The organism is Pseudaeromonas sp. HNCC25DJ182, assembly GCF_055413365.1.
The window spans coordinates 294,975-318,636 of the sequence record NZ_JBVAYG010000002.1; the positions used below are offsets into that span (position 1 = coordinate 294,975).

General features: G+C 54.6%; 25 protein-coding genes and 3 tRNA genes. 14 read left to right on the top strand and 14 right to left on the bottom strand.

Features of this window, described 5'->3' with window-relative positions; genetic code table 11:
* Positions 1 to 5: 5 nt before the first annotated feature.
* The 3 genes from ACZYUB_RS03220 to cspE all read right to left on the bottom strand — a co-directional run bounded on the left by ACZYUB_RS03220 (position 6) and on the right by cspE (position 1,821).
* Entirely contained in the window at positions 6 to 950 is a 945-nt protein-coding gene (locus ACZYUB_RS03220) for a ZIP family metal transporter (protein ID WP_463945486.1), read from the bottom strand.
* Positions 951 to 1,249: 299 nt separating this feature from the next.
* The gene (locus ACZYUB_RS03225) at positions 1,250 to 1,474 is read right to left on the bottom strand and encodes a hypothetical protein (RefSeq protein WP_463945487.1); all 225 of its coding nucleotides are present in this window, start codon (positions 1,472 to 1,474) and stop codon (positions 1,250 to 1,252) included.
* Between the two features lie 137 nt (positions 1,475 to 1,611).
* The gene (cspE, locus tag ACZYUB_RS03230; protein WP_460882710.1) at positions 1,612 to 1,821 is read right to left on the bottom strand and encodes a transcription antiterminator/RNA stability regulator CspE; all 210 of its coding nucleotides are present in this window, start codon (positions 1,819 to 1,821) and stop codon (positions 1,612 to 1,614) included.
* Positions 1,822 to 2,339: 518 nt separating this feature from the next.
* Here cspE and ACZYUB_RS03235 point away from each other — a divergent pair.
* The gene (locus tag ACZYUB_RS03235; RefSeq protein ID WP_463945489.1) at positions 2,340 to 3,062 is read left to right on the top strand and encodes a substrate-binding periplasmic protein; all 723 of its coding nucleotides are present in this window, start codon (positions 2,340 to 2,342) and stop codon (positions 3,060 to 3,062) included.
* 61 nt (positions 3,063 to 3,123) lie between these two features.
* On the opposite strand, the gene ACZYUB_RS03240 is transcribed toward ACZYUB_RS03235, so the two are convergent.
* The 3 genes from ACZYUB_RS03240 to ACZYUB_RS03250 all read right to left on the bottom strand — a co-directional run bounded on the left by ACZYUB_RS03240 (position 3,124) and on the right by ACZYUB_RS03250 (position 3,427).
* Positions 3,124 to 3,199 (bottom strand) — tRNA-Phe (locus ACZYUB_RS03240).
* A 6-nt stretch (positions 3,200 to 3,205) separates the two neighbouring features.
* Positions 3,206 to 3,281, bottom strand: a tRNA-Thr gene (locus ACZYUB_RS03245).
* Between the two features lie 70 nt (positions 3,282 to 3,351).
* A tRNA-Phe gene (locus tag ACZYUB_RS03250) sits at positions 3,352 to 3,427 on the bottom strand.
* Between the two features lie 251 nt (positions 3,428 to 3,678).
* Between ACZYUB_RS03250 and ACZYUB_RS03255 the strand changes: the two genes are divergently transcribed.
* The 3 genes from ACZYUB_RS03255 (at position 3,679) to ACZYUB_RS03265 (ending at position 7,018) form a co-directional block, all read left to right on the top strand.
* A complete protein-coding gene (locus ACZYUB_RS03255) occupies positions 3,679 to 4,170 on the top strand; it encodes a MarR family transcriptional regulator (RefSeq protein ID WP_460882918.1) in 492 nt (163 codons plus the stop codon).
* Between the two features lie 149 nt (positions 4,171 to 4,319).
* Entirely contained in the window at positions 4,320 to 5,462 is a 1,143-nt protein-coding gene (locus tag ACZYUB_RS03260) for an EmrA/EmrK family multidrug efflux transporter periplasmic adaptor subunit (RefSeq protein ID WP_463945490.1), read from the top strand.
* An 11-nt stretch (positions 5,463 to 5,473) separates the two neighbouring features.
* A complete protein-coding gene (locus ACZYUB_RS03265) occupies positions 5,474 to 7,018 on the top strand; it encodes a DHA2 family efflux MFS transporter permease subunit (RefSeq protein WP_463945492.1) in 1,545 nt (514 codons plus the stop codon).
* Between the two features lie 81 nt (positions 7,019 to 7,099).
* Here ACZYUB_RS03265 and ACZYUB_RS03270 read toward each other — a convergent pair whose 3' ends face one another.
* Positions 7,100 to 7,375, bottom strand: a complete 276-nt coding sequence (locus tag ACZYUB_RS03270) for an oxidative damage protection protein (protein WP_463945494.1) — start codon at positions 7,373 to 7,375, stop codon at positions 7,100 to 7,102.
* A 178-nt stretch (positions 7,376 to 7,553) separates the two neighbouring features.
* Entirely contained in the window at positions 7,554 to 8,597 is a 1,044-nt protein-coding gene (gene mutY / locus ACZYUB_RS03275) for an A/G-specific adenine glycosylase (RefSeq protein WP_463945496.1), read from the bottom strand.
* Between the two features lie 303 nt (positions 8,598 to 8,900).
* Here mutY and trmB point away from each other — a divergent pair, with 303 nt between their 5' ends.
* Entirely contained in the window at positions 8,901 to 9,617 is a 717-nt protein-coding gene (trmB, locus tag ACZYUB_RS03280; RefSeq protein ID WP_463945498.1) for a tRNA (guanosine(46)-N7)-methyltransferase TrmB, read from the top strand.
* A 31-nt stretch (positions 9,618 to 9,648) separates the two neighbouring features.
* Positions 9,649 to 9,987 carry a 50S ribosome-binding protein YggL gene (locus tag ACZYUB_RS03285; RefSeq protein WP_463945500.1) on the top strand — a complete coding sequence of 113 codons (339 nt, stop codon included), beginning with the start codon at positions 9,649 to 9,651 and terminating at the stop codon, positions 9,985 to 9,987.
* Between the two features lie 59 nt (positions 9,988 to 10,046).
* Here the strand turns inward: ACZYUB_RS03285 and ACZYUB_RS03290 are convergent, their stop codons facing one another.
* From ACZYUB_RS03290 to rdgB, 3 genes are all read right to left on the bottom strand, one after another.
* Positions 10,047 to 10,703, bottom strand: a complete 657-nt coding sequence (locus tag ACZYUB_RS03290; protein WP_463945502.1) for a peroxiredoxin-like family protein — start codon at positions 10,701 to 10,703, stop codon at positions 10,047 to 10,049.
* 154 nt (positions 10,704 to 10,857) lie between these two features.
* On the bottom strand, positions 10,858 to 12,024 hold the full coding sequence (gene hemW / locus ACZYUB_RS03295) for a radical SAM family heme chaperone HemW (RefSeq protein WP_463945535.1): 1,167 nt from the start codon (positions 12,022 to 12,024) through the stop codon (positions 10,858 to 10,860).
* Between the two features lie 8 nt (positions 12,025 to 12,032).
* A complete protein-coding gene (rdgB, locus tag ACZYUB_RS03300) occupies positions 12,033 to 12,629 on the bottom strand; it encodes an RdgB/HAM1 family non-canonical purine NTP pyrophosphatase (RefSeq protein ID WP_460882926.1) in 597 nt (198 codons plus the stop codon).
* 196 nt (positions 12,630 to 12,825) lie between these two features.
* Between rdgB and ACZYUB_RS03305 the strand changes: the two genes are divergently transcribed.
* The gene (locus ACZYUB_RS03305) at positions 12,826 to 13,245 is read left to right on the top strand and encodes a protease inhibitor I42 family protein (RefSeq protein WP_463945504.1); all 420 of its coding nucleotides are present in this window, start codon (positions 12,826 to 12,828) and stop codon (positions 13,243 to 13,245) included.
* An 85-nt stretch (positions 13,246 to 13,330) separates the two neighbouring features.
* Positions 13,331 to 13,837, top strand: a complete 507-nt coding sequence (locus tag ACZYUB_RS03310) for a hypothetical protein (protein ID WP_463945506.1) — start codon at positions 13,331 to 13,333, stop codon at positions 13,835 to 13,837.
* A gap of 115 nt (positions 13,838 to 13,952) precedes the next feature.
* Here ACZYUB_RS03310 and ACZYUB_RS03315 read toward each other — a convergent pair whose 3' ends face one another.
* Positions 13,953 to 15,404 carry a dihydrolipoyl dehydrogenase gene (locus ACZYUB_RS03315; RefSeq protein ID WP_463945508.1) on the bottom strand — a complete coding sequence of 484 codons (1,452 nt, stop codon included), beginning with the start codon at positions 15,402 to 15,404 and terminating at the stop codon, positions 13,953 to 13,955.
* Between the two features lie 171 nt (positions 15,405 to 15,575).
* Entirely contained in the window at positions 15,576 to 16,307 is a 732-nt protein-coding gene (locus ACZYUB_RS03320) for a glutathione peroxidase (protein WP_463945509.1), read from the bottom strand.
* 162 nt (positions 16,308 to 16,469) lie between these two features.
* Between ACZYUB_RS03320 and oxyR the strand changes: the two genes are divergently transcribed.
* Complete coding sequence (gene oxyR, locus ACZYUB_RS03325) at positions 16,470 to 17,369, top strand: DNA-binding transcriptional regulator OxyR (protein ID WP_463945511.1); 900 nt, start codon at positions 16,470 to 16,472, stop codon at positions 17,367 to 17,369.
* A gap of 48 nt (positions 17,370 to 17,417) precedes the next feature.
* Here oxyR and ACZYUB_RS03330 read toward each other — a convergent pair whose 3' ends face one another.
* Positions 17,418 to 18,440, bottom strand: coding sequence for a GGDEF domain-containing protein (locus ACZYUB_RS03330; protein ID WP_463945513.1), 1,023 nt, complete (start codon positions 18,438 to 18,440; stop codon positions 17,418 to 17,420).
* A gap of 145 nt (positions 18,441 to 18,585) precedes the next feature.
* Here ACZYUB_RS03330 and rnr point away from each other — a divergent pair, with 145 nt between their 5' ends.
* From rnr to rplI, 5 genes are all read left to right on the top strand, one after another.
* Positions 18,586 to 21,018, top strand: coding sequence for a ribonuclease R (gene rnr, locus ACZYUB_RS03335; protein ID WP_463945514.1), 2,433 nt, complete (start codon positions 18,586 to 18,588; stop codon positions 21,016 to 21,018).
* A gap of 173 nt (positions 21,019 to 21,191) precedes the next feature.
* Positions 21,192 to 21,929, top strand: coding sequence for a 23S rRNA (guanosine(2251)-2'-O)-methyltransferase RlmB (gene rlmB / locus ACZYUB_RS03340; protein ID WP_463945516.1), 738 nt, complete (start codon positions 21,192 to 21,194; stop codon positions 21,927 to 21,929).
* A 240-nt stretch (positions 21,930 to 22,169) separates the two neighbouring features.
* Positions 22,170 to 22,550, top strand: coding sequence for a 30S ribosomal protein S6 (gene rpsF / locus ACZYUB_RS03345; RefSeq protein WP_460882935.1), 381 nt, complete (start codon positions 22,170 to 22,172; stop codon positions 22,548 to 22,550).
* Between the two features lie 30 nt (positions 22,551 to 22,580).
* Positions 22,581 to 22,811 (top strand): 30S ribosomal protein S18, encoded by a 231-nt coding sequence (gene rpsR, locus ACZYUB_RS03350; protein ID WP_460882936.1) that lies wholly within the window; start codon positions 22,581 to 22,583, stop codon positions 22,809 to 22,811.
* A gap of 41 nt (positions 22,812 to 22,852) precedes the next feature.
* Positions 22,853 to 23,305: a 50S ribosomal protein L9 gene (gene rplI / locus ACZYUB_RS03355; RefSeq protein ID WP_460882937.1), complete on the top strand. Its 453-nt coding sequence runs from the start codon at positions 22,853 to 22,855 to the stop codon at positions 23,303 to 23,305.
* The last annotated feature ends 357 nt before the right edge of the window (positions 23,306 to 23,662 follow it).

The window sequence follows — 23,662 nt, forward strand, 5'->3', positions numbered from 1 at the left end:
TGGCGCTAGCCCAGCGCGGTATCCAGCGTCATCATCAGGGCAAAACCGGCCATTAATCCGAGGGTGGCGAATGTCTGATGCCCATTGCGATGGGTTTGCGGAATCACCTCGTGGGAGACGACAAATAGCATGGCACCGGCGGCCAATCCCAAGCCAATCGGATAAGCCATAGGCATGCCGCTTGCCAAACCAATCCCCAGCAAGGCACCTAGTGGCTCCAGCAAGCCGCTACCAATGGCCACCAGAACCGCAAACGGGGGTTTGAAACCCGCCGCGCAGAGGGCCAGAGCGACGGCGAGCCCTTCGGGAATATCTTGTAGCGCAATGGCACTGGTCAGAGGTAAGCCGACTGACATATCGCCCTGCGAGAAACTGACACCGATGGCCATTCCTTCGGGCAAATTGTGTAACGCGATAGCGAACACGAACAGCCACACCCGCGAGCAGTGCTCATAGCCTGGACCACAAGGGCCAGTTTTGTCATGTTCATGGGGGGTAAACTCATCCAGACCCAGCATCAGCAGTACCCCTAGTGCCATACCTGTGACCACGATCGCCGCTGCCCAGCCGCCACTACCGGTCAATGCTTCGGCGGCGTCGAGCCCGGGTAGTAGTAGTGAAAACGCACTGGCCGCCAGCATCATGCCTGCCGCAAAGCCTAACATGGCATCTTCAATACGCTGGGGGACCGAACGTAGTACCAGCGCCGGTAATGCTCCGAGCGCTGTGGTTGCAAAGCCTGCTAACCCACCCAGGATGCCGTAACGAGTTCCCGGACTGATGTTGCCACTGAGGATCATGATGACGCTCTGTAACAGGAGGAGGAGCACAACGGCCAAGGCCAGGACTAAACTGGTTGCGGTCAGGGGATGAGCGCGCATGTGGCGCCAAATGGCCTGTGACCAGGGTTCATTGACGTTCAGGGTGGAAGCTTGGGAGCCTGCATCCATGGAAGTTACCTCTCGACTCTGAAGTGCGCAATCACGCTATCATGGGTTGGCGGTGCTGTTCATTACAACGGGAACGCTTAGCGTTGTCCACGGCTCATGCGCTGAGGAGCGAGTTTTTAATCAAGAGGTACGACGATACGGTATCGAGTTCGAAGCAGGCGATATAAATGTCAGTGGTTTAATAGGGTTTTACGTAGCACGTAGCGGCTGAAAAACGAAGTAACCAACTGACATATATTGAAACAGATGAGTGGAATGTAAAAATAAAAGCAGAAAACAGAATGGATCTGAAATTTAACTTAACATTTGGCTATGGTTAAAAATGTATTGGCATGACCAGACTCCGGATAGTTTTCTGCTAACCAGGAGTGCATTCCACAGGCTGACATCAGTCCTGTAATTCGCTTCCAAGCTTGGCGCTTTTTGTTGTTGATATTTTCACAGGGTTCATAACAGATCCATTTTTCATTCTGCAATGCAGAATGCTTGGATACACAAAGTGTATTGCTGATATTGACTAACATATTTTCTCTTCAAAATAGAATGATTGCCGAATGGCAATGAATAAAAACAGACGGATTAACTGAAGCGGTTTTATGGCGAGGGGTTAATACGGAGCTGGGGAAGAAAAAGAGGATGCGGAGCATCCCCCTTTTTTGGCTTAGGCTGGAACTACGTTCGCAGCTTGCGGGCCTTTCTGACCGTTTTCAACGGTGAAAGTTACGCGCTGACCTTCGGCCAGTGACTTATAACCATCGCCAACAATCGCGCGGAAGTGAACAAATACGTCCGGGCCGCCATTGCTTTGAGAAATAAAACCGAAACCTTTTTCTTCGTTAAACCATTTAACGGTACCAGTGGTGCTAGACATAATGTCTCCTGAATATTTGATGCAATTGTGTTTCTGTGTGACGTTCTATGGAGTGGACAAAGATAAAGGAGTTAACAATGAAGGAGTATTCTGGAATGACGGAACTTCGTAAGAAGTGCGTAAGGCAAGAAGGAACAACTGTTTGTTACTTTTTCTCTGTCTCTCACAAGACATGTCGGCTAACTTACGCGGAAATTTCCGGCATTGCAATCAAATATCTTAAATTAAGTAAAAAAGATGTAGCATCCTGAAGGGGCATGAATTGTTCTCGGGTGATGGTTAATAGATAACGTACAGAATTTACAGACTTTTATGCCAAGGAAGGCGCTATGCTCGCAGCCTTTAGTACTCACTCTCGCTAGCTCTATTACCGACCATCTGCAATCGTTAACCGCAGCCGATCCTCTAATTTGGTCGGTCATCATGTGCCCTCACAAAGTGAATTCGGGTGTTTGTGGGCAATTCTTGAGCCGACTGGTACAGTCTTCAGTATGGAGATGCAGCCACAAGGGGCTGTGATGAATCGGCATTTAAAGACGCTATGGATGTTGTTTGGCATCTGTTTGAGTGCCGGGTCTTGGGCTGCAGAGCCCGTTGTGCTGATGGCCTCGCTCGAATGGCCTCCCTACGTGAGTGAACAGCTTCCGGGCCAGGGCATCATCAGCCAACGAGTGCGGATGGCATTGGCGCGTGAAGGTTACCAACTGCAGATCCGTTTTTTACCCTGGAAACGGGCGGTCGCCATGGTTCAGCACTCCACCTTATATGTCGGTGTTTTCCCCGAGTATGCGTCACCTCGACGGGAGCAGGAATTTTACTGTTCGGATCCCATATTGCAGGCGCCTTTGGCATTCATTCAGGATGCTCGGTTGCCTCCTATTGATTGGCTACGCTTGGAGGATTTGGCTGACTATCGTATTGGTACGGTTGCAGGCTACATCAATACTCCCGAATTCGATGCTTTGGTGGCTCGCAAAACGCTGGTTATCGATGAGGCTCAAAACGATATCGCCAACCTGAAGAAACTACTGCGGGGCCGGATCGAACTGGCGGTTATTGATCCGGTTTTATATCGCTATTTGCTGCGCCACGATCCCGAGATCAAAGCGCTATCCTGGCGCTTGCGAATGGTCTCCCGCTTGCTCGGACAGATGCAGCTAGTGGCCTGTTTCCGTCGTGATGCCGAAGGCGAGCGGGTACGCAACGCATTGAATCGCGGATTGTTGCGACTCGATGAATGAGGGGCGCTGGGGGAGGCAATAAACAAAAAGGCCTCACATTGCTGTGAGGCCTCGTTGCAGATGGTGCCCAGACGCGGAATCGAACCACGGACACGCGGATTTTCAATCCGCTGCTCTACCGACTGAGCTATCTGGGCGAAGAATGGTGCCGGCTACCGGAATCGAACTGGTGACCTACTGATTACAAGTCAGTTGCTCTACCTACTGAGCTAAGCCGGCACACTTTATCTTGTTGTACTCTCGTACCTTGAACCTGTTGCCAATTCGCTACTGCGAACTTGCCTGAAAATGGTGCCCAGACGCGGAATCGAACCACGGACACGCGGATTTTCAATCCGCTGCTCTACCGACTGAGCTATCTGGGCAACGGGGCGCTATTAAACCGATTCGTCCCTGGCAAGTCAACCCTCTTTTTCCCAATAATCTTTACTGTTGAACTGATTGCTGAAAGCTTGTGCAGAATTGGCGAATAAGGTCACATCTGCGGTTATTTTCTCATCGCTATTCGTGTTCCAGGGCATTTATCCGTAGATGAAAAATTATGTGGCGATGGTTGCGATAATAGTTTCACGCGTTATTATTCTTTCTGTTACTAGTTTCAGAGGATCCCGCGATCATGAGTTCCTGCAAATTGCCCATTGAGAAGATGATTGCCCGCTGCGAGGAGCTCAGGCCTGGCACTCCGGTCGAAGAGTTACTCCTCGGGCGCTTGCTCAACGCGGCACAACATCGCTTTGCTGAAACCAAGAGTCGTTCACTGGCCGAGGAAGGGCTGACCGAAACCCTGTTTCATGCCCTGATTGTGCTGCTGACCGCCGATGAGGGTATTCAACCCTCGGAATTGAGTCTGATGTTGGGCGCCTCGCGGACCAGCGGGACGCGGATTGCCGATGAGCTGGAGTCTCGTGGCTGGGTGAGCCGTCAGGAGGTAGCTGGTGATCGTCGCTGTCAGTTGCTAAAACTGACAGCCAATGGACAAGAGTTTTTGTCCGAGATGTTACCGCGACAGCGTAATCGCCTGCGCGAGATCTGGCAGCCGTTCACCAGCGAGGAGCGTGAACAATTGCTGCGCTTATTGCGCAAAGTTCTTGAGGTTATGCCGGAGTAATTACTTCTTGAATAACCGGGCGGGATCCACAGTGCATCCTGCGGGTTTGTTACACCCAGATAGTAACGCATGAAATCATCACTAAAGTAATTAATAAAAATGCAAGAGCTGATAGTCGACTATCAGCCGCAGAACACGATGGAGATCCTATGAGTGCCGAAAATTCCTCCCGCAAGAAAAACATACTGTTGCTGAGCTTGTTCTTTATCGCTGTAGCGGCGGGGGCCGGAGCCTGGTGGTTCAAGGTGTTACGGGGCAGTGAAACCACAGATGATGCCTATGTCGCGGGGAATGTGGTCCCTGTGATGCCGCAAGTGGCCGGGAATGTAGTGACCTTGCACGCCGATGACACCCAGCTGGTACAGGCGGGAATGCCACTGGTAGAGATGGATCCTACCGATGCCAAGCTGGCTCTGGTTCGCAGCGAGATCCAGTTAGCCCAGACTCTGCGCCAGGTGCAGCAGCAAATGGCCGAGCTCAAGCAGTTTGACGCCACTATCGCGTTACGTCAGGCAGAGTTGGATCGGGTGGCGGGCGACCAGAATCGACGGGAAGTCCTCGGTATGACCAATGCGGTGGGTAAAGAGGAGGTTCTGCATGCCCGGCAAAACGTGGTCGCCAGCAAGGCCGCCCTACAGGTGGCAATCCAGCAACGGAATACCCTGCAAGCCAAGCTGAAAAACACGCCGTTGGCCGAGCAGCCGGAAGTGCGCCAGGCGGCCGAACAGGTTCGTCAGGCTTGGCTGGATCTGCAACGCACCACCATTCTTAGCCCGGTGAGTGGCGTCATCGCCAAGCGTTCAGTTCAGGTCGGCAGCCATGTCGCCGTGGGCGCCCCCTTGATGGCGGTTGTTCCTCTGGATCAACTCTGGGTCGATGCCAACTTCAAGGAGGTGCAACTTGAGCACTTGCGTATTGGCCAGCCTGTGGAGCTGAGCGCCGACCTGTACGGCGATAAAATTGTTTACCACGGTGAAGTGGAAGGGTTGGCGGCGGGAACCGGTAGCGTCTTCTCGCTGTTACCGGCGCAAAATGCTACCGGCAACTGGTTGAAGGTGGTGCAGCGCTTGCCGGTGCGTATCAAGCTGCGCGCGGAGGAGTTGCAGCAGCATCCGTTGCGACTGGGGTTATCCATGCTGGTGACTGTGGATGTCAGCAATACCGATGGTCCTTTACTCACCGAGGCGCAGCACAAGGCGACTCTGGCTACGACCCACTCCCTGAATGTGGATCTGACCGGTGCCGATGAGCGAGTTCGCCAGATCATCGCTGCCAACCGTCAAGCCGACTGAAGGGGAATTGCATGTCGCAATCCGTTGCGCCGCCCCGGCCACTGGAGGGGATCGCACTAGCCCTGTTGACGTTGGCGCTTTCCATGGCCACCTTCATGCAGGTGCTGGATACCACCATCGCCAACGTTGCCATTCCGACCATTGCGGGCAACCTCGGAGCCTCCAGCTCTCAAGGCACCTGGGTCATCACCTCGTTCGGGGTGGCGAATGCCATTTCATTACCGCTGACCGGCTGGTTGGCGAAGCGCTTTGGCGAGGTTCGACTGTTTCTCTGGTCAACCGCGCTGTTTGTCATCGCCTCCTGGCTCTGTGGTATGGCGCAAAGCCTGGAACTGTTGATCCTGTTCCGGGTGCTACAAGGCTTGGTGGCGGGTCCCATGATCCCGCTCTCCCAGAGCTTGTTGCTGAGTAGCTATCCACCGAAAAAGCGGGGTATGGCGCTGTCACTATGGTCCATGACGGTGATTGTGGCGCCAATCTTCGGTCCGATCCTGGGGGGCTGGATCAGCGACAACTATCACTGGGGCTGGATCTTCTTCATCAACGTGCCGCTCGGTGTGGTGGTGTTTTTCCTCTGCTCTCGCATGTTGCGTGGCCGGGAGACGGCAACTCAGCGCAACCCCATCGATCTGGTGGGGCTGTCCTTATTGGTGCTAGGAGTCGGTGCCTTGCAATTGATGCTGGATCGGGGCAAGGAGCTGGACTGGTTTGCTTCCAACGAGGTGATAGTGCTGGCGGTAGCGGCCGTGGTCGGCATCTCGTTCCTGATCGTCTGGGAGTTGGGAGACAAGCATCCGATCATCGATTTGTCGCTATTCAAGCATCGGAACTTTGCCATCGGGGTTGGCTGTATCAGCCTGGCCTACATGCTCTATTTCGGCACCATAGTGTTGCTGCCCCAGTTACTGCAGACCCAGCTTGGCTATACCGCGACCTGGGCGGGGCTCGCGGCTGCCTCGGTGGGGATCTTGCCGGTGATCCTCTCACCCATCATAGGTAAGAATGCCCACCGGCTGGATATGCGCATGTTGGTCACCTTCAGCTTTTTGGTGTATGCCGCCTGTTTCTATGCCCGGACCTTTTTTACCGTGCAGATGGATATTGCGGCCGTGATCTGGCCCCAGTTCCTGCAGGGATTGGCGGTAGCCTGTTTCTTTATGCCGTTGACCACCATCTCCTTTGCCGGATTGAAACCTCACCAACTGGCCAGTGCCTCCAGTTTGTCGAACTTTTTACGCACCTTGTCCGGTTCGATTGGGGCATCGATCATCAACACCATCTGGGAGCGACGAGAGGCGGTGCACCACGAAACGCTGACCGAGGTGATTAATCCCTACAATCCGGTGAGCCAGCAGGCGCTGCATAGTTTGCAGCAGGCTGGAATGAGCGAAGCGCAAAGCGGCGCTTATCTGGCTCGCGAAATCACGCGCCAGGGGTTCGTGATGGGCAGCAACGAGATTTTCTATGTCTCGGCGGGACTGTTTATCCTGATGATAGGGTTTATCTGGCTGGCTAAACCACCATTCCAGGCCGGCGGTGGTGGCGGCGAACACTAAGCCAGTGCACTGACTTTTGGGCCCAAGAAAAAAACCGGGGCTGATCGCGGATCCGCCCCGGTTTTTTACTCAACTAGCCTCTTAGTTCTGAGCCGGTGGCACATAGCCATCAATTTGCACATCACCGTCTTCAAACAGATATTTGACCATCTCGGCCTGCAGCAGAGCGCGGTGATCCGCATTCATCATGTTCAGCTTTTTTTCATTGATGAGCATGGTCTGCTTTTTCTGCCACTCACTCCAGGCTTCCTGACATATGTTGTCGAAGATACGTTTTCCGATCTCACCGGGGATCAGTTGGAAGGGCATGCCGGGCGCTTCCTTCTTCAGGCGTTGACAGAATACGGTGCGGCTCATGAGGACCTCGTTAGGATTGCAGTTCAAAAATCGGCTGTGACGGGGCATGGTCTCCTGAGGAGCCAATGCCCGAGCGTTGCCCATGGTTATACCAGAGTTGGCGCTACGGCTCCACGCCACAAAACGTGAGGTCTTGGCTGTCTGCTGCCTAGTGACGGCCCAGCGGCGCTCGTCAGGCTCAAGTTTTCTTCAAAAATTTACGGATCGGGGCTGGCAAACCAATGCTCTGTAACTCGTCAACCGAGAACCAGGCTTGATAGCGCGCCGAGGGTTCCCGGCTCTGCACTTGCCACACCTCGGCCTTCAATTTGTAATGGCTGAAGGTATGGTCAAAGCTCCCTTTCAAATGGCCATCGACCGAGGGGCAAGCATCCGCATCCTCGCTGTCAGCGACTGACTCCTGGAGCTCGGGTGAGCATAGCTCCGGTAGACACCAGAGCCCACCCCAGATGCCCTCATCGGGGCGTTTTTCCAGCAGTAACTGACCGTCACGCTCCTGCCATAAAAAGTGACCACGCCGAGTCGGAATTTGCTTCTTCGGTTTGGGAGAAGGCAAGGCTGCAATCCGATCGCTGAGGCGGGCTACGCAGTGCTGGTTGAAGGGGCAGCGCGTACAAGCCGGAGACTTAGGGGTACAGAGAGTGGCCCCCATATCCAGCAAACCTTGTGCAAAGGCTCGATTATGCTGCTCGGGTGTGTATTGATGAGCCAAATCCCACAATTGACGAGTGACCAGACTGCTGGTGAGCTGGCCTTCAATGCCAAATAGCCGGCAAAACAGGCGTTTCACGTTGCCATCGACGATAGGACCAAACTCGTCATAGGCAAACGAGGCGATAGCCCCGGCCGTGTAACGACCGACGCCGGGGATCTGCTGCAGTTCATCCAGTGAGCGGGGGAATACACCGCCACGCTCGTCGACAATAAAGCGTGCTGCTTTTTGCAAATTGCGCGCCCGTGAGTAGTAGCCCAGCCCTTGCCAGAGGGCCATGACCTGATCGTCACTCGCCGCGGCGAGTGTCTCCTGATCGGGGAATGCGGCCATCCAGCGATTGAAATAGGGGATGACGGTAGCAACCTGGGTCTGCTGGAGCATGACTTCTGAAACCAGCACTCGATAAGGAGTCGGATCCTGCTGCCAGGGTAAATCATGGCGGCCATCACGGGCATGCCATGTCAGCAGCAACTGGTTGAAGAGCGCGGGAGCGGGAGGGCTGATCATGTGGTTCTCATCTGGATTGCAAGATGCCAGGAGGGGGGATGCCTCGGACCGCACTTGTCCTGGGAGCGGACGGCCGAGCTATCCCCGTCCGATACGTAAAACATGTAGAGCAAAGGATATGTTAATGAATTGCATCATAGCTGCCCGTTGCTGTAAACCACGGTTTCATGGTGCAGAAAGTCAGCAAAGGGGAGCTTTGCCTGCTTTTTACCCACTTTATTTCTCGCCAGAGCGGTTGCGCACTTGCACCGGCGACCTATCTTTGGATAATTCGCTCTCCCTATTTGATCCAGAGACAAGTCGATGACCGAGAGTAACCAGCCTGAGATGACCGAAGCCGGCCAACTTATGCGCCGTATCCGCAGCTTTGTGCGCCGTGAAGGGCGCCTGACCAAGGGACAGGAGCGGGCTTTGACCCAGCTCTGGCCGGTTATGGGCGTTGAATTCAGTGGTGAAATGCTGGATCTGGCCGTGCTGTTTGGTCGTGAGGCGCCTGTCGTTCTGGAAATCGGCTTTGGCATGGGAGCATCCTTGGTGGAGATGGCTCAGGCCGCGCCCGAGAAAAACTTTATCGGCATCGAAGTGCATCGCCCCGGTGTCGGCGCCTGTCTGTCTGCAGCAGAAGAGGCGGGCGTCACCAATCTGCGCCTGTTCTGCCATGACGCCGTGGAAGTGCTCGAGCAGATGATCCCGGAGCAGAGCATCGATACCCTGCAGCTGTTTTTCCCGGATCCTTGGCACAAGTCTCGCCATCATAAACGCCGGATCGTACAGCCAGCCTTCGTGCAGATGCTGCGCCCACGCCTGAAAATCGATGGCCTGTTCCATATGGCTACTGACTGGCAGAATTATGCCGAGCATATGCTGGAAGTGATGCAGGCTGCCCCCGGGTTTGCCAACACCTCGGATTTTGGTGACTACGTTCCCCGCCCGGATAGCCGCCCGCTGACCAAATTCGAGCGCCGTGGCCATCGTCTGGGCCATGGTGTCTGGGATCTGGTTTTCAAACGTACCAACTGATTTTTATTATTTACCACCAGGAGAGTTCGATATGGCACAACGTAGCCGCCGTCTGCGCAAGAAGCTTCGTCTTGAGGAGTTTCAGGAACTGGGTTTCGAGCTGAGCTGGAATTTCCCGGCCGGTACGGCTGAAGAAAAAATCGATCAGGTCATCGATGCCATGATCCTGGAAGTCGTCGAGCCTCGTAACCTTGCATTTGCCGGTAATGGTCATCTGGGGTGGGAAGGCTTGATCTGCACCCAGCAAATTGGCAAGTGCAGCGAGGAAGATATCAAGGCTTGCTGCGAATGGCTCAAGCAAAACGGCATGGAAAATATCAAGCACTCCAACCTGTTTGATATCTGGTATGGCGATGTCATCTCCGGCTAAGTGATTCCTCTACATAAAAAAAACCGCCAACTGGCGGTTTTTTTTATGGCTGCGGCTAACTAACGGACGGTCTGCAGCAATTGCAAGGCATTAAGCAGTGCTTCGGGCTCGGTGCGGTGGCGAATATCTTCATCAGCAAAGGCATAGACGATCTTGCCCTGAGTATCGATCAGATAACTGGCGGGCATCGGCAGCTCATAACTCTTTCCTGCCTCATAGCCGGGCATATCAATCCCCAACTGCTCCATGGCATCGGTCATTACATCGGGCAAGGTCATCACCAGTCCACAGGCGCGCGCTGCCTTGAGTTCCGGATCGCTGAACAGGGCATAGTTCAAGCGGTTACAGCGTTGGGTCGAAAAATTCAGCTCGACATCCTGGCCGACAATTGGCACAAAACGGGCTCCCAACGCCTGGATTTGTGGAAGTAAGGCATTGAAGGCTCGCAGTTCCAGATTGCAATAGGGCGACCAGTGACCACAGAAAAAAGAGACGATGAGTGGGGTTCGCCCCAGGATCCGAGATAGTGAAAAACGAGCACCGGCGCTATCGATCAACTCCAACGCGGGAAAATCATCCCCTACCTGCAGGGCTTTTTCGGACCATCCGGCGCGTTTCAGGCTGGCAATCGAGAGCTCCATCGCCTGGCGCAGATCGGGGGGGAAATGTGCTGCACGCCAAGCGTTCTGCGCTGCCAGCTCAGTCTGTAGGGCCATCCGCTACTCCCGCCACTCATAGTGGCACTATTAATTGTGTTCTTACTCAGTATTGGATCTACAGGTAGTGGTTGCAAGTTTATATCCAGCGCTGTTGTGCTCTTTACAAACTTTTATCCAATTCTGATATCGCGCCACTATTTTTGCGGGCGTTTCAGTCATCCATAAACAATTGCAGCAGTCGGTTCAGGTAGCGATGGCCCAGTTCGGTGACTTGCCAGCTCTCACCGTTATCCAGCAAGAGCTCGTCCTGGATGGCCTCTTGTAATCTGGCGGCAACGGATGTCTCGCTGAGGCCGGTGCGCAGAGAGAATTCGTGCTTGGGCACGGCCTCGAACAGGCGAAAACGATTCATGAAATATTCGAACGGCAATTCATCGGCTCCGACGGTCCAGCACTCATCCAGATAGGCTCGCGTCGGGTCCAGATAGCCCTTGGGATGCTTGATTTTCACTGTGCGCTGAATGATTCCGGTCGTCCTGTCCGTCAGCTTGCCATGGGCGCCGCAGCCGATGCCCAGATAGTCACCAAAGCGCCAGTAGTTCAGGTTGTGCCGACACTCAAACCCGGGCTTGGCATAGGCCGAAATTTCATATTGCCGATAGCCGGCCGCCAGTAGGAGTGCATGGCCTTGTTCTTGGATATCCCATAGCGTTTCGTCCTCCGGCAGTTGTGGCGGGCGGGCTCCGAAGGCGGTATTGGGCTCTATGGTCAACTGGTACCAGGACAGGTGGGGGGGCGCCAGAGCAATGGCTTGCCGCAGGTCATCCAGCGCTTGTTCCAGAGTTTGACCGGGCAGGCCATGCATCAAATCCAGGTTGAAACTGCGCAAGCCGAGCCCGGCAGCCTGGCGGGCCGCGCTACTGGCCTGTTCGGGATCATGGATCCGCCCCAGCTTCTGCAATTGTGTCGGGTCAAAACTTTGCACCCCGATGCTGATCCGGTTGATCCCCGCGGCTTGGAATCCGGCGAAGCGACCTGCCTCGACGGTACCCGGGTTCGCCTCCATGGTGATCTCGATATCATCGACGAACGGGATGCGGAGCTGGATCCCGGCCAGCAAGCGGCCGATGGCCTCCGCGGACAGCAGGCTGGGGGTGCCGCCGCCGATAAAGATGGAGCTGAGCTCCCTGCCGGGTACCCGGAACAGATCGGCCTCTAGGTCTTCCAGCAGGGCATCCACATAGGCAGTTTCAGGCAGCCCCTGCTTCAGGGCATGGGAGTTGAAGTCGCAATAGGGGCATTTTTGAACACACCAGGGGATGTGCACATACAGCGCCAAAGGGGGCTGCGAGCGTGTCAACGAGGAAACCGGGGAGATGACCACGCTTAAAAAATCTCCTGCAAACGGGAGATCAGTTGCTGGAGGGCCTTGGCGCGATGGCTGAGCTCATTCTTTTGCTCGCTAGGTAGCTCAGCGGCGGTACAGGCGGTTTCCGGAACAAAGAATACCGGATCGTAACCAAAACCGTTGTCACCTTTGGGTTCGGTCACTATGTGCCCTTCCCAGCTGGCCTGGCAGATGATCGGCGTCGGATCATCGGCATGGCGCATAAATACCAGCACGCACCAGAAGCGGGCGGTACGCAAAATGGGGGGCAGAAAGGAGAGCTCTTCCAGTAATTTGGTCACATTGTCGTCGTCACTGGCCTCTTCTCCGGCGAAGCGCGAGGAGTAAACCCCGGGTGCACCACGCAAGGCGTCGACCTCCAGACCTGAGTCATCGGCGATGGCGGGTAACCCGGTGATGCGAGCCGCATGGCGCGCCTTGATGATGGCATTTTCCACGAAGGTCGAGCCGGTTTCTGGAACGCTTTCGACCAGAAAGTCGCTCTGCGGCATGACCTTGAAATTCATTCCCTCGAGCATGGCATTCAGTTCAGCCACTTTCTTCTTATTACCAGTGGCCAATACCAATCGGTTCATCTTGCGTACTCCATGATGTAGATGGCGGCAATCATAACGGCATCCCGAGCCAAAACCAAAAAAAGCACACCACCAGAGCCGTGATCCGACAACGGCAGCCGATGGCGTTCACAGTTCATGACACCAGAAGCCGGAGGCAGTAGCATGACGCTATTCCGGGCTTCTCAGGCCCGACTCGCAACACAGGATTTTGAAGATGCGTACCTCTCTATCGCTGGCAGTGGTGATCATTTCTGTTATCGGGCTCGAAGGTTGTCAGCAGCCGCAAGCCAGCCGCCAGCCCGAGCCGGCTCCACCATTAACCCAAAATCAGCTAACCATGGCACAAAATGGCAGCAGTCTGACGCTCAAAGTTGGGGAACAGGTTGCTGTCGCTTTACCGGGCTCGCCACAATCCGGCTATCAATGGCAGGTAGAGCAGACTCCCGGTCCATTCTTGCAAAAACAGGCCAGCAGCTTTGAACCTGCGCCACCCAGGGAAGTCTGTGGCATGCAACATTTGCAGTTTACTGCCAAGGGCGAAGGGCGAGGGGTGCTGACACTGGCCTATCGTCCGGTGAATGGGCAAGATGATGTCGCCAACTACTATACGCTGCGTCTCAAGGTGATCCGCTAAGCGACTATTGCTTGAAAGTGCCCGTTTACCTCAGCGTTGACGGCAGCTTCCTACTCATTCATCCACGACAGGTGAGGGATCGACCATGTTAGCCACGCTGGTTTTACTCACCTCGTTGACCGAGTTTATGGCGCAACAGGTTGCAGATCGGCTCGGAGAGGGGGTGGACCGGGAGCTTCAGCAGGAGCAGGAAACATATCAGGGCTACAATATCCGCTTCATCCATCAATACTGGCGTATCCAACCGGATTCGATTTGTGCCGATCGGCAACAGCAGCCGGATTATGCGCCCTGCCGGCAACAGGCGTTGGCGTTGTTTACCGACTATTGCCAGCGCCTGAGTCGCGGTAGCTCCGAGGAGCGGGAGTCGCCACGGCGGGCCATGTATTGTGCGGCTGCTGAATCGTCAACCTCGGCCGTTTCAGCGACCGAGCCGACAGCACCCATTGCGGATCCGACTCCGGCGACGCCAGAGGTTGAATTGCAACGAGGCCGAAGGGAGTGCAATCGCCTGCGCTTCAAGGCCATGCTGTCGGATGATCCGGCCCTACGGCAACAACGGGATCAGGTCTGCGCGGAGCAGCCTCAATAGGGCGGAGTTTTTTCGAATTGCATCATTGCCACATGGTGAGCAGAGCACAAACAGCAAGCCCGCAACTCGAGTACGGGCTTGTTGTTTACTAACGAATCTAACGAATTACCGGGGTTTAGGCGCCTGGACCGCAATCGAGGCAGCGTTTGACCATTTCAGGTCCCAGATGCAACTTGGCATTCAGATCCCGCAGCGCGGTCCGCAGGCCCTCTTCAATCACCGGATGGTAGAACGGCATATCCAGCATCTGGCTGACGGTCATCTGTTGCTGATGAGCCCAGGCCAACAGATGAGCGATATGCTCGACATTGGGTCCCATCATCTCGGCGCCGAGGAAACGACCGGTACCGTGTTCACCATAAACGTGCAGCAAGCCTTTGTTGCGTAACATAACCCGTGAACGTCCCTGATCTTCGAAGCTGACCTCGCCGATTTCAAAACAACCACAGCTGCTGTACTTCTGATTCAACTCGCGCAGTGTGCTACCGACCATGGCAATTTGCGGATCGGAGAACACCACCGAGATTGAGGAGCGACGCAGACCGGCACGGATATCCGGGAAGCGACCGGCATTATCACCGGCGATGCGTCCCTGATCGGCCGCCTCATGCAACAGGGGTAATTGATTGCTGGCATCCCCGGCAATAAACAGATGCGGTACGCTGGTCTGCAGGGTAAAGCGGTCGGCGACCGGGATCCCCCGGTTATCGAGTTGTACACCGGTATTGGCGATATCCAGCTTGTCGACGTTGGCACGACGCCCGGTAGCAGCCAATACATAATCGACACGGGTTTCCTGCTGCTGACCGGCTTTGTCGAGGTAGCGGATGATGACGCTGTCACCATCGCGGAACATCTGCTCTACCTTGGCATCAGCATCCAGATAGAACTCTTCATTCAGCGTCTTGGCGGCATAATCGAGAACCGCCTCATCGGTCAGCGGGCCGACCAGACCCCCCATGCCGAACATGATGACTTGCACACCGAGACGATGCAACGCCTGACCCAGCTCGAGGCCGATGACTCCTGGGCCAAATACCGCCACCGAATGGGGCAGGTCATCCCAGTTGAAGACATCGTCATTGATGATCAGCCGATCGCCCAGCTCGTTCCAGGCGGCAGGCCAGCTCGGGCGGGAGCCGGTGGCAATCACGATACGCTCGGCATGGATTTCAGTATGGTCATCGACGATCAGGGTATGAGCATCGACAAAACGGGCATAGCCCTGGATCTTGTCCTCATCCGGAATGCTGTCGACGCCTTCCAACACGAAGCCGACGAAACGATCCCGCTCCCGTTTGACCCGGGCCATGACTTCGCGGCCATCGATACGGATTTCACCTTCCGGGTGGACGCCGAAGCCAGGAGCTTTCTGGATGTGGTGCACGGCTTCGGCTGCCGCAATCAGCAGCTTGGAGGGCATGCAGCCGACGCGGGCGCAAGTGGTGCCATAAGGGCCACCTTCAATCATCACCACCTTTTTGGTGTGCGCCTTGGCAGCACGATAGGCGCCAAGCCCGGCCGTTCCACCACCAATCACTGCAACATCGACTGTAATCTTCTTCATGAAAGCTCCTTGAACTGGTATGGAAATCAGTAAAAGCCGACTGGAGATCTCCTCACCAGGAGCAGCGGGCTTGCAGTGATTCCCGAAAAAAGTGGGAAGCGAACTTCCCACAAAAACGGCACTGATACTAACGATGGGTGAGCGGAACGCATCGGCTCACCCAGGAACGACTCACTTGGCCAGGTAGGTTTCCAGGTCGTCGCTACCACCGATGTGCTGACCACCGATGAAGACTTGCGGCACGCTAGTGCGGCCGGTAACGGCACGCAGACTGACGGTGGTGGCATCCTTACCCAGGATGATCTCTTCGTACTGGATGCCGCGGTCAATCAGCAACTGTTTGGCCTTGGCGCAGTAGGGGCAGCCTGGCTTGGTGAACAGAGCCACAGACTCCTGAACCTTGAAGCTTGGATCCAGATGCTTGAGCATGGTGTCGGCATCGGAAACCTTGAATGGATCGCCTGGTTCGTTCGGCTCGATAAACATCTTCTCGACCACGCCGTCTTTCACCAGCATGGAGTAGCGCCAGGAGCGCTTGCCGAAGCCCAGGTCTTCCTTACCAACCAGCATGCCCATGCCATCGGTGAATTCGCCGTTACCATCGGGAATGAAGGTGATCTTGTCGGCCTTCTGATCATCCTTCCAGGCATTCATGACAAAGGTATCGTTGACGGAGACACACAGGATGTCATCGACGCCCAGTTTCTTGAATACCGGCTGCAGTTCGTTGTAACGCGGCAGGTGGGTTGAGGAACAGGTCGGGGTGAAGGCACCTGGCAGTGAAAATACAATCACTGTCTTACCGGCGAACAGTTGTTCAGTGGTGACATCGGCCCATTGATCGCCTTGACGGGTGCGGAACGTAACGTGAGGAACTTTTTTACCTTCGTGGTTCTGGAACATGGTGGTTCTCCTTGGGTAATGGTATTCGCTATGGTTTTGGATTTTTGCGGGGCATTCACTCTTGCCCCGTCGACAGAGCCATCATCGCGGATATGGATTGATAGCGCCAATCGTTGCTTGCTATTCTTTTGATAGGTAACTCCTATCAATGGTGAATAGCACATGAATCTGAAGGATCTGGAATATCTGGTCGCGCTGGCGGAGGAGGAGCACTTCCGGCGCGCAGCAGAGCGCTGTTTTGTCAGTCAGCCTACCTTGAGCGGGCAGATCAAGAAGCTCGAAGAGGAGCTGGGGGTGATCTTTTTGGAGCGCACCAGCCGTAAGGTGCTGTTTACTCAGGCCGGATTACAGTTGGTGGCGCAGGCGCGCAAGGTGTTGACCGAGGCCCAGCGGTTTCGCGAAATGGCCGGTAGCCATGGCGAGGCCATGAGTGGCCCCTTGCATCTGGGGCTTATTCCGACGGTTGGTCCCTACTTATTGCCCCATGTAGTGCCGGGGTTGCGCCATGCGTTTCCCAAGCTTGAATTTTATCTCCACGAAGCACAGACCCAGCAGATTGTGGCCCAGCTGGAAAGTGGATTGATTGACTGTGCCATCCTGGCCTTGGTCAAGGAAACCGAATGCTTTGTCGAATTGCCGCTATTCGATGAAGCCATGGTCCTGGCGGTACCACTCGAACATGAGTGGCATGACCGGGAGCAGGTTCCACTGCGTGAGTTAGCTGGTCATCGTTTGCTGATGCTGGAGGATGGTCATTGTTTGCGCGATCAAGCGCTCGGCTTTTGTTTTGCTGCTGGAGCGACAGAGGATCGACACTTCCGCGCCACTAGCTTGGAGACTTTGCGCAACATGGTGGCGGCAGGTGCCGGTGTTACCTTGTTGCCGGAGTTGGCGGTGCCGAATGAACGGTGTCGCGATGGCGTCTGTTATGTTCCTTGCTGCGACCCGGTGCCCAATCGGGCCATTGGGCTGGTGTATCGCCCGGGCTCACCTTTGCGTGCTCGTTATGAGCAGTTAGCCGACTGGGTGCGCTCGCAGATGTTGCAAGTGCTGGGTGGTTAACCAGCAAGGTGCTCAACGCGCCCTGCTAGCGACTCTGGCGGTTGATCATTACAGCGACATCGGCATGACCCGGTTACGACCCAGCTCTTTGGCACGATAAAGCTGTTCATCGGCCCGGCGCATGATGTTCTCGTAATTATCGTTTGCAACATATTCGGTGACGCCAAACGAAGCTGTGATGGTGTTGAGATGTTGTCCGCTCTTGCGATCCATGACGCTGATTTTTTCGATGGCCCGACGCAGTGATTCGGCAAATTGACGGGCGATCAGCAGATTGCGGCCAGTCAACAGGATGGCAATTTCTTCACCGCCAATCCGGAACGCGCGCTCGCCACTCTTGCAGCTATCCCTGACGCGGCGCGCAATGGCTTTGAGAACTTGATCGCCGAAGACATGGCCGAAACCATCATTGATGTTCTTGAAGCGGTCGATATCGAGAATAATCAGGGCAAAAGACGCTTGTACCGAGAGTTGATGGTGGATCTCCTGGTCGAAGGCTCGGCGGTTTAGCAGCCCGGTCAGGGAGTCGTGGAAGGCTTCCTCACGGCTTTGCTCCAACTTGCTCTTGAGCTCGGCGATCTCTTTTTCTGCCTCACTGAGCTGACTGTGAAACTGGCGGGTCGACAGACTGATATTCCGGGATCCTTGCACCAGCTCGCGAACCAGAGACATGGTCTCTTCGATCGACAGCCCCTCATCGTCGATCTTCATCAGCCGGGAAAAACTCTTGTCCAGCATGGCTTGAAACTCGCCCGTGCCGCTGAGGGTATCCTGCATGCTGTTGTTTATTTCGGTGACCATGGCTTCCAGGCTCTGTTTCATGATCTCGACATTCCGCTCAGTCTGGGCGGCGACATGCTGCTGATACAACAACTCGCTGGTCAGCGGAGTACAAACCCCGGAATCCTCAATTGTCTTGTTAACGGCATCCGTTAATTGCGGGTTGGTTTGTGCGACATAGGTATACCAGAGAGCATAGTTGGTCGGTGTTGTCGGGATCTGGTACTTGATCATCAAAGGGACCGCCTGTTTCAGGTAGGCGGTGGTTTGCGTAAAATTCTCTTTGGACATTGGCGACTCGCACAGCAATTAGGGTCGTTATTGCACTCATCATAGTCTGTGGCACGGGGGGAATGAAACATACCGTGCTATTTGTGATGGGCTTTCGTTATACTTTTCACGACACTTCTCCTATTTCCTTAAACAAGGCCCGCCTATGTCCATTACGGATCCTTTTCGCGAACGCGAAGCCGAAAAATATGAAAACCCCATCCCGAGTCGTGAAGCCATTCTGGCGCTGATTGAGAAACAACGCACTCCTGTCTCCCGAGATGATTTGATGAAGCTGCTCAAGCTTCAAGGTGAAGAGCAGGAAGAGGCGTTGCGGCGTCGGTTGCGCGCCATGGAGCGTGATGGTCAACTGGTTTTCACCCGTGCCAAGGCCTATGCGCTGCCAGAGAAGATGAATCTGGTGAAGGGAACGGTACTGGGGCATAAGGATGGTTTTGGCTTTCTGCGTCCGGAAGAGGGTGGTGAAGATCTGTTTCTTGCTCCCCGTGAGATGGATCGGTTGCTGCATGGCGACTATGTATTGGTCCAGCCGACTGGGCTAGATCCACGGGGGCGCCGCGAGGCTCGTCTGGTTCGCTTGTTGAAGTCCCGGGACATGGATATCGTCGGCCGTTTCTTCGTCGAAAATGATGTCAGTTTTGTGGTGCCTGATGATACCCGCATTGGTCAGGACATTCTGATCCCGCCAGGCATGAATAAGGGCGCCCGGCAAAGCCAGATGGTGGTGGCGCGCATTACCCAGCGCCCGTCTGGCCGCATGAATGCAGTCGGTGAAATTCTGGAAGTCCTGGGCGATCACATGGATCCGGGCTTGGAGATCGAGGTTGCCATCCGCACCCACGGTATTCCTCATGTCTGGCCTGCCGAGGTATTGGAAGAGATCAAATCCCTGACCGAAGAGGTGCCGGAGCAGGCCAAGATTGGTCGTTTCGATTTGCGTCAATTGCCGTTGATGACCATAGACGGTGAAGATGCGCGAGATTTTGATGATGCGGTGTTTTGCGAACGCAAACGCTCTGGCGGTTGGCGTCTGTGGGTGGCGATCGCCGACGTTTCCTATTACGTCCGCCATGGTAAGGCGCTGGATGCCGAAGCCCATAACCGGGGTAATTCGGTCTACTTTCCGGAGAACGTCATCCCCATGCTGCCAGAGGTGCTCTCCAACGGGCTCTGTTCGCTGAATCCGCAGGTCGATCGGTTGTGTATGGTCTGCGAGATGACCATTAGCGAAAATGGCCGCATGTCCGGTTACAAATTCTTCGAGGCGGTGATGAATTCTCATGCCCGTCTGACCTATACCAAGGTAGCGGCGATCCTGGACGGCGATCCGAAACTGCGCCAGCAATATGAGCCGTTGGTGGGGCATATCGAGGAGTTACACCATCTCTATCAGGCGTTAAAACATGCGCGTCACCAACGTGGGGCTGTGGAATTTGAAAGCGACGAAACCCGCTTCATCTTCAATGCCCAACGCAAGATCGAGCGGATTGTGCCACTGGTGCGCAACGATGCGCACAAGCTGATTGAAGAATGCATGATCCAGGCAAACGTCGCCGCGGCGCGTTACATCGAGAAGTGTGAAGCCGAGACGCTGTTCCGTATCCACGAGCGGCCCGGTGAACTCAAACTGGATACCTTCCGCAAATTCCTGGGCGAGTTGGGGCTAGAGCTGAAGGGAGGGCTGGAGCCGGAGCCTAAAGATTTTGCCGAGCTGGCAGCCCTGGTGGTGGACCGTCCGGATGTGGAGTTGATTAACACCATGTTGCTGCGCTCCATGTCCCAGGCGCAATACTGCGCCGATAATGTCGGCCACTTTGGATTGGCGTTGAAATCTTATGCGCATTTCACATCCCCAATTCGCCGTTATCCAGATCTGTTGCTGCATCGTGCAATCAAGTACCAGTTGGCCAAAGAGAAAGGTAACCCCAAGCACAAGTGGACTCCGAGCGGCGGTTACAATTACCTGTACGACGAAATCGAGCCCATGGGTGAGCATTGTTCGATGACGGAACGCCGGGCTGATGATGCCACACGAGATGTGGCGGATTGGCTTAAGTGTGAATACATGCTGGACCATGTCGGTGACGAGATGGACGGAGTCATTTCCGGTGTCACCGGCTTTGGTATGTTTGTCCGCCTTGCGGAGTTGCACATCGATGGTTTGGTGCACATCAGCTCGCTGGGCAATGATTACTACCAGTTTGATGCAGCTCGGCAGACTCTGATTGGTGAAAACTTCCGCCGAGTTCACCGTCTGGGCGACAAGGTGCGAGTCAAGGTCATGGGCGTTAATCTGGATGATCGCAAAATTGATTTCCAACTGATCGAGGATCCATTCCTGTTTAAAGGCAAAGACGCAAAGAAACAGCTTCAGCGCCTCGAAGAGATCAAGGGAGAGAAGGCAAAGGCTGCCCGGCGTCGAGACCACAAGGCCGAGCAAAAAAATGCCGAAAAGTCCGGCCACAGCAAAAATGGCGGCCGGAAAGCGGGAAGTAAAGAGTCTACCGCCAGTGCGCCGGCTGCCAAAAAGAATCGTCGCAGTAAATCCAAGCGCAGCAAGGCCCCGAAGAAACCTTGAGTTTCATTCTGACCGCTCAGACAAGGCGCTCTGGATAGAGCGCTTTGTATTTGCGGATTGCCTGCCGCTGAGGGTGGGGTAAGAGGCAGGATTATCGCTTCGAGCTGAGCTAGAATAGCCCCGACATAGGCTCATGAATCATTGAGCCTCTGCAACACATAAAGGATCCACTCGTGAGTAATGAATTGATTTATGGCATTCATGCCGTCACCGCCTTGCTGGAGCGCCAGCCTGAACGATTTCTTGAAGCCTGGGTTCTTAAGGGGCGTGAAGATGAGCGTCTGCTGCCATTACTCAACGAATTGCAACGCTGTGGCGTCAGCATTCAGTTGGTAACCCGCAAGACGTTGGATGACAAAGCCGAAGGGGCGATCCACCAAGGCATTATTGCCCGCATTCGTGAAGGCAAAAAATATGATGAGCAAGATTTATGGGCCTTGCTGGATCAACAGGAACAACCTTTCCTACTGATCCTGGATGGCGTCACCGATCCCCATAATCTTGGTGCCTGTTTGCGGAACGCCGATGCTGCCGGTGTGCATGCACTGGTGGTACCGCGTGATAAATCGGTGACCTTGAATGGTACGGCACGCAAGGTCGCGTGCGGCGCGGCAGAAACGGTTCCCTTTATCCAGGTCACCAATCTGGCGCGTACGTTGCGGGAGCTGCAAGAGCGTGGGGTTTGGATCGTCGGTACCGCCGGTGAAGCGGACCATGACTTGTACCAGAGCAAGCTCACCGGACCCTTGGCCCTGGTGATGGGAGCCGAGGGGGCAGGAATGCGTCGTTTAACACGAGAGCACTGCGACGAACTGATCAGTATTCCTATGTCCGGTGCAGTTTCCAGCCTCAATGTCTCGGTGGCAACCGGGGTTTGTTTGTTCGAGGCGGTACGACAACGTCGCGGATAACGGGCGGTATTACCATGACAATAAAGAGGATGGCTGGGCCGTCCTTTTTTATGGCTATGATTTTCTGAGCCTATGTCCACTATCCCGCATACGAGACGGTTAAATATTGATTGCGTTACCCCGTTCCTCTGCGTACAATTCCGCGCCTCAAAAGTCAGTCAAAAACACACTTTTAAGTTCCTTGCCCTCGATGGTTTGACTGAGCCAAGACGGGGGCTACTAAACCGTAAGGAGCAATCCATGCGTCACTACGAAATCGTCTTCATGGTTCATCCGGACCAGAGCGAACAAGTTGCTGGCATGATCGAGCGCTATACCGGCGCCATCGAGAAGTCTGGCGGCAAGATCCACCGTTTGGAAGATTGGGGCCGCCGTCAACTGGCTTACCCAATCGACAAGCTGCACAAGGCCCACTACGTTCTGATGAACGTTGAAGCTGAGCAAGCTGTTATCGACGAACTGGAATCTAACTTCCGTTACAACGATGCAGTTATCCGCAATCTGATCATGCGCACTAAGAACGCTGTGACCGAAGCCTCTCCGATGGCTAAGGCCCGCGAAGAACGTCAAGGTGGTCGTCGTGACGATCGCGCTGATGACGTATCTGAAGCCGCTGAGTAATTCCAGAGACTATTAAGAGGATAACCGCAAATGGCACGTTATTTCCGTCGTCGTAAGTTTTGCCGCTTTACCGCTGAAGGCGTTACCGAGATCGATTACAAAGATACTCTGACCCTGAAGAACTACGTTACTGAATCTGGCAAGATCGTACCGAGCCGTATCACCGGTACTCGCGCCAAGTATCAGCGTCAACTGGCCCGCGCTATCAAGCGTGCCCGTTACCTGGCTCTGCTGCCTTACACTGATCTGCACAACAAGTGATTTGGCGTTTGGCCTAACTCAACATTGACCGAGGAAAGGTAATGCAAGTAATTCTGCTCGATAAAATCGCTCGTTTGGGCGGTCTGGGTGACACGGTTGAAGTGAAGAGCGGTTTCGCTCGTAACTACCTGATCCCGCAAGGCAAGGCTGTAATGGCTACCAAGGCAAACCTGGAAGTGTTTGAGACTCGCCGTGCCGAACTCGAAGCCAAATTGGCTGGTGTTCTGGCTGCTGCGCAAGCTCGTGCTGCCCAAGTTGAAGCGCTGGAAAATGTGACCATCGAGTCCAAGTCCGGTGACGAAGGTAAGCTGTTCGGTTCTATCGGTACCCGTGATGTGGCTGATGCCATCACTGCTGCCGGTGTAGCTGTTGCCAAGAGCGAAGTTCGTATGCCAGAAGGCGCTTTGCGCTACACCGGCGAATACGAAATCGCTGTTCAGCTGCATGCTGACGTCAAGACCACCGTCAAGATCAATGTAGTTGCTGCCAAGTAACTGTTGACCTTGTTTGTGGAATAAAGAAACCCGCGCCTGTCGCGGGTTTTTTTATGCAAGAAAAACCCAGCCATGCCCAACTCAAATAACTCATATACAGCCGAGCATAGAAACCCCTGCGCATCGCTATCCCTACACATAACGAATCTTACCGTAAGCACCAAATCGGATTCGGTGTTCGTCTGTTGTCATTCGACATGTTGTCTATAGGCACGTCTCTGCGTTCGAACTTTCTGTTCGAAGTGGCTTTGCGATTGCTGACAATAGCCTTGGGTTGGTCAATATCTCATCAAATAGGATGTTTTTGTTCGATTAGTGGGCGGTTGACTCAGGGGGGCGGATAATTTGAAGAATATC

Bases quoted from the DNA above. Each gene is read 5' to 3' on its own strand.
- ACZYUB_RS03220 (WP_463945486.1), bottom strand. From the start codon at position 950: ATGGATGCAGGCTCCCAAGCTTCCACCCTGAACGTCAATGAACCCTGG.
- ACZYUB_RS03225 (WP_463945487.1), bottom strand. From the start codon at position 1,474: ATGTTAGTCAATATCAGCAATACACTTTGTGTATCCAAGCATTCTGCA.
- cspE (WP_460882710.1), bottom strand. From the start codon at position 1,821: ATGTCTAGCACCACTGGTACCGTTAAATGGTTTAACGAAGAAAAAGGT.
- ACZYUB_RS03235 (WP_463945489.1), top strand. From the start codon at position 2,340: ATGAATCGGCATTTAAAGACGCTATGGATGTTGTTTGGCATCTGTTTG.
- ACZYUB_RS03255 (WP_460882918.1), top strand. From the start codon at position 3,679: ATGAGTTCCTGCAAATTGCCCATTGAGAAGATGATTGCCCGCTGCGAG.
- ACZYUB_RS03260 (WP_463945490.1), top strand. From the start codon at position 4,320: ATGAGTGCCGAAAATTCCTCCCGCAAGAAAAACATACTGTTGCTGAGC.
- ACZYUB_RS03265 (WP_463945492.1), top strand. From the start codon at position 5,474: ATGTCGCAATCCGTTGCGCCGCCCCGGCCACTGGAGGGGATCGCACTA.
- ACZYUB_RS03270 (WP_463945494.1), bottom strand. From the start codon at position 7,375: ATGAGCCGCACCGTATTCTGTCAACGCCTGAAGAAGGAAGCGCCCGGC.
- mutY (WP_463945496.1), bottom strand. From the start codon at position 8,597: ATGATCAGCCCTCCCGCTCCCGCGCTCTTCAACCAGTTGCTGCTGACA.
- trmB (WP_463945498.1), top strand. From the start codon at position 8,901: ATGACCGAGAGTAACCAGCCTGAGATGACCGAAGCCGGCCAACTTATG.
- ACZYUB_RS03285 (WP_463945500.1), top strand. From the start codon at position 9,649: ATGGCACAACGTAGCCGCCGTCTGCGCAAGAAGCTTCGTCTTGAGGAG.
- ACZYUB_RS03290 (WP_463945502.1), bottom strand. From the start codon at position 10,703: ATGGCCCTACAGACTGAGCTGGCAGCGCAGAACGCTTGGCGTGCAGCA.
- rdgB (WP_460882926.1), bottom strand. From the start codon at position 12,629: ATGAACCGATTGGTATTGGCCACTGGTAATAAGAAGAAAGTGGCTGAA.
- ACZYUB_RS03305 (WP_463945504.1), top strand. From the start codon at position 12,826: ATGCGTACCTCTCTATCGCTGGCAGTGGTGATCATTTCTGTTATCGGG.
- ACZYUB_RS03310 (WP_463945506.1), top strand. From the start codon at position 13,331: ATGTTAGCCACGCTGGTTTTACTCACCTCGTTGACCGAGTTTATGGCG.
- ACZYUB_RS03315 (WP_463945508.1), bottom strand. From the start codon at position 15,404: ATGAAGAAGATTACAGTCGATGTTGCAGTGATTGGTGGTGGAACGGCC.
- ACZYUB_RS03320 (WP_463945509.1), bottom strand. From the start codon at position 16,307: ATGTTCCAGAACCACGAAGGTAAAAAAGTTCCTCACGTTACGTTCCGC.
- oxyR (WP_463945511.1), top strand. From the start codon at position 16,470: ATGAATCTGAAGGATCTGGAATATCTGGTCGCGCTGGCGGAGGAGGAG.
- ACZYUB_RS03330 (WP_463945513.1), bottom strand. From the start codon at position 18,440: ATGTCCAAAGAGAATTTTACGCAAACCACCGCCTACCTGAAACAGGCG.
- rnr (WP_463945514.1), top strand. From the start codon at position 18,586: ATGTCCATTACGGATCCTTTTCGCGAACGCGAAGCCGAAAAATATGAA.
- rpsF (WP_460882935.1), top strand. From the start codon at position 22,170: ATGCGTCACTACGAAATCGTCTTCATGGTTCATCCGGACCAGAGCGAA.
- rpsR (WP_460882936.1), top strand. From the start codon at position 22,581: ATGGCACGTTATTTCCGTCGTCGTAAGTTTTGCCGCTTTACCGCTGAA.
- rplI (WP_460882937.1), top strand. From the start codon at position 22,853: ATGCAAGTAATTCTGCTCGATAAAATCGCTCGTTTGGGCGGTCTGGGT.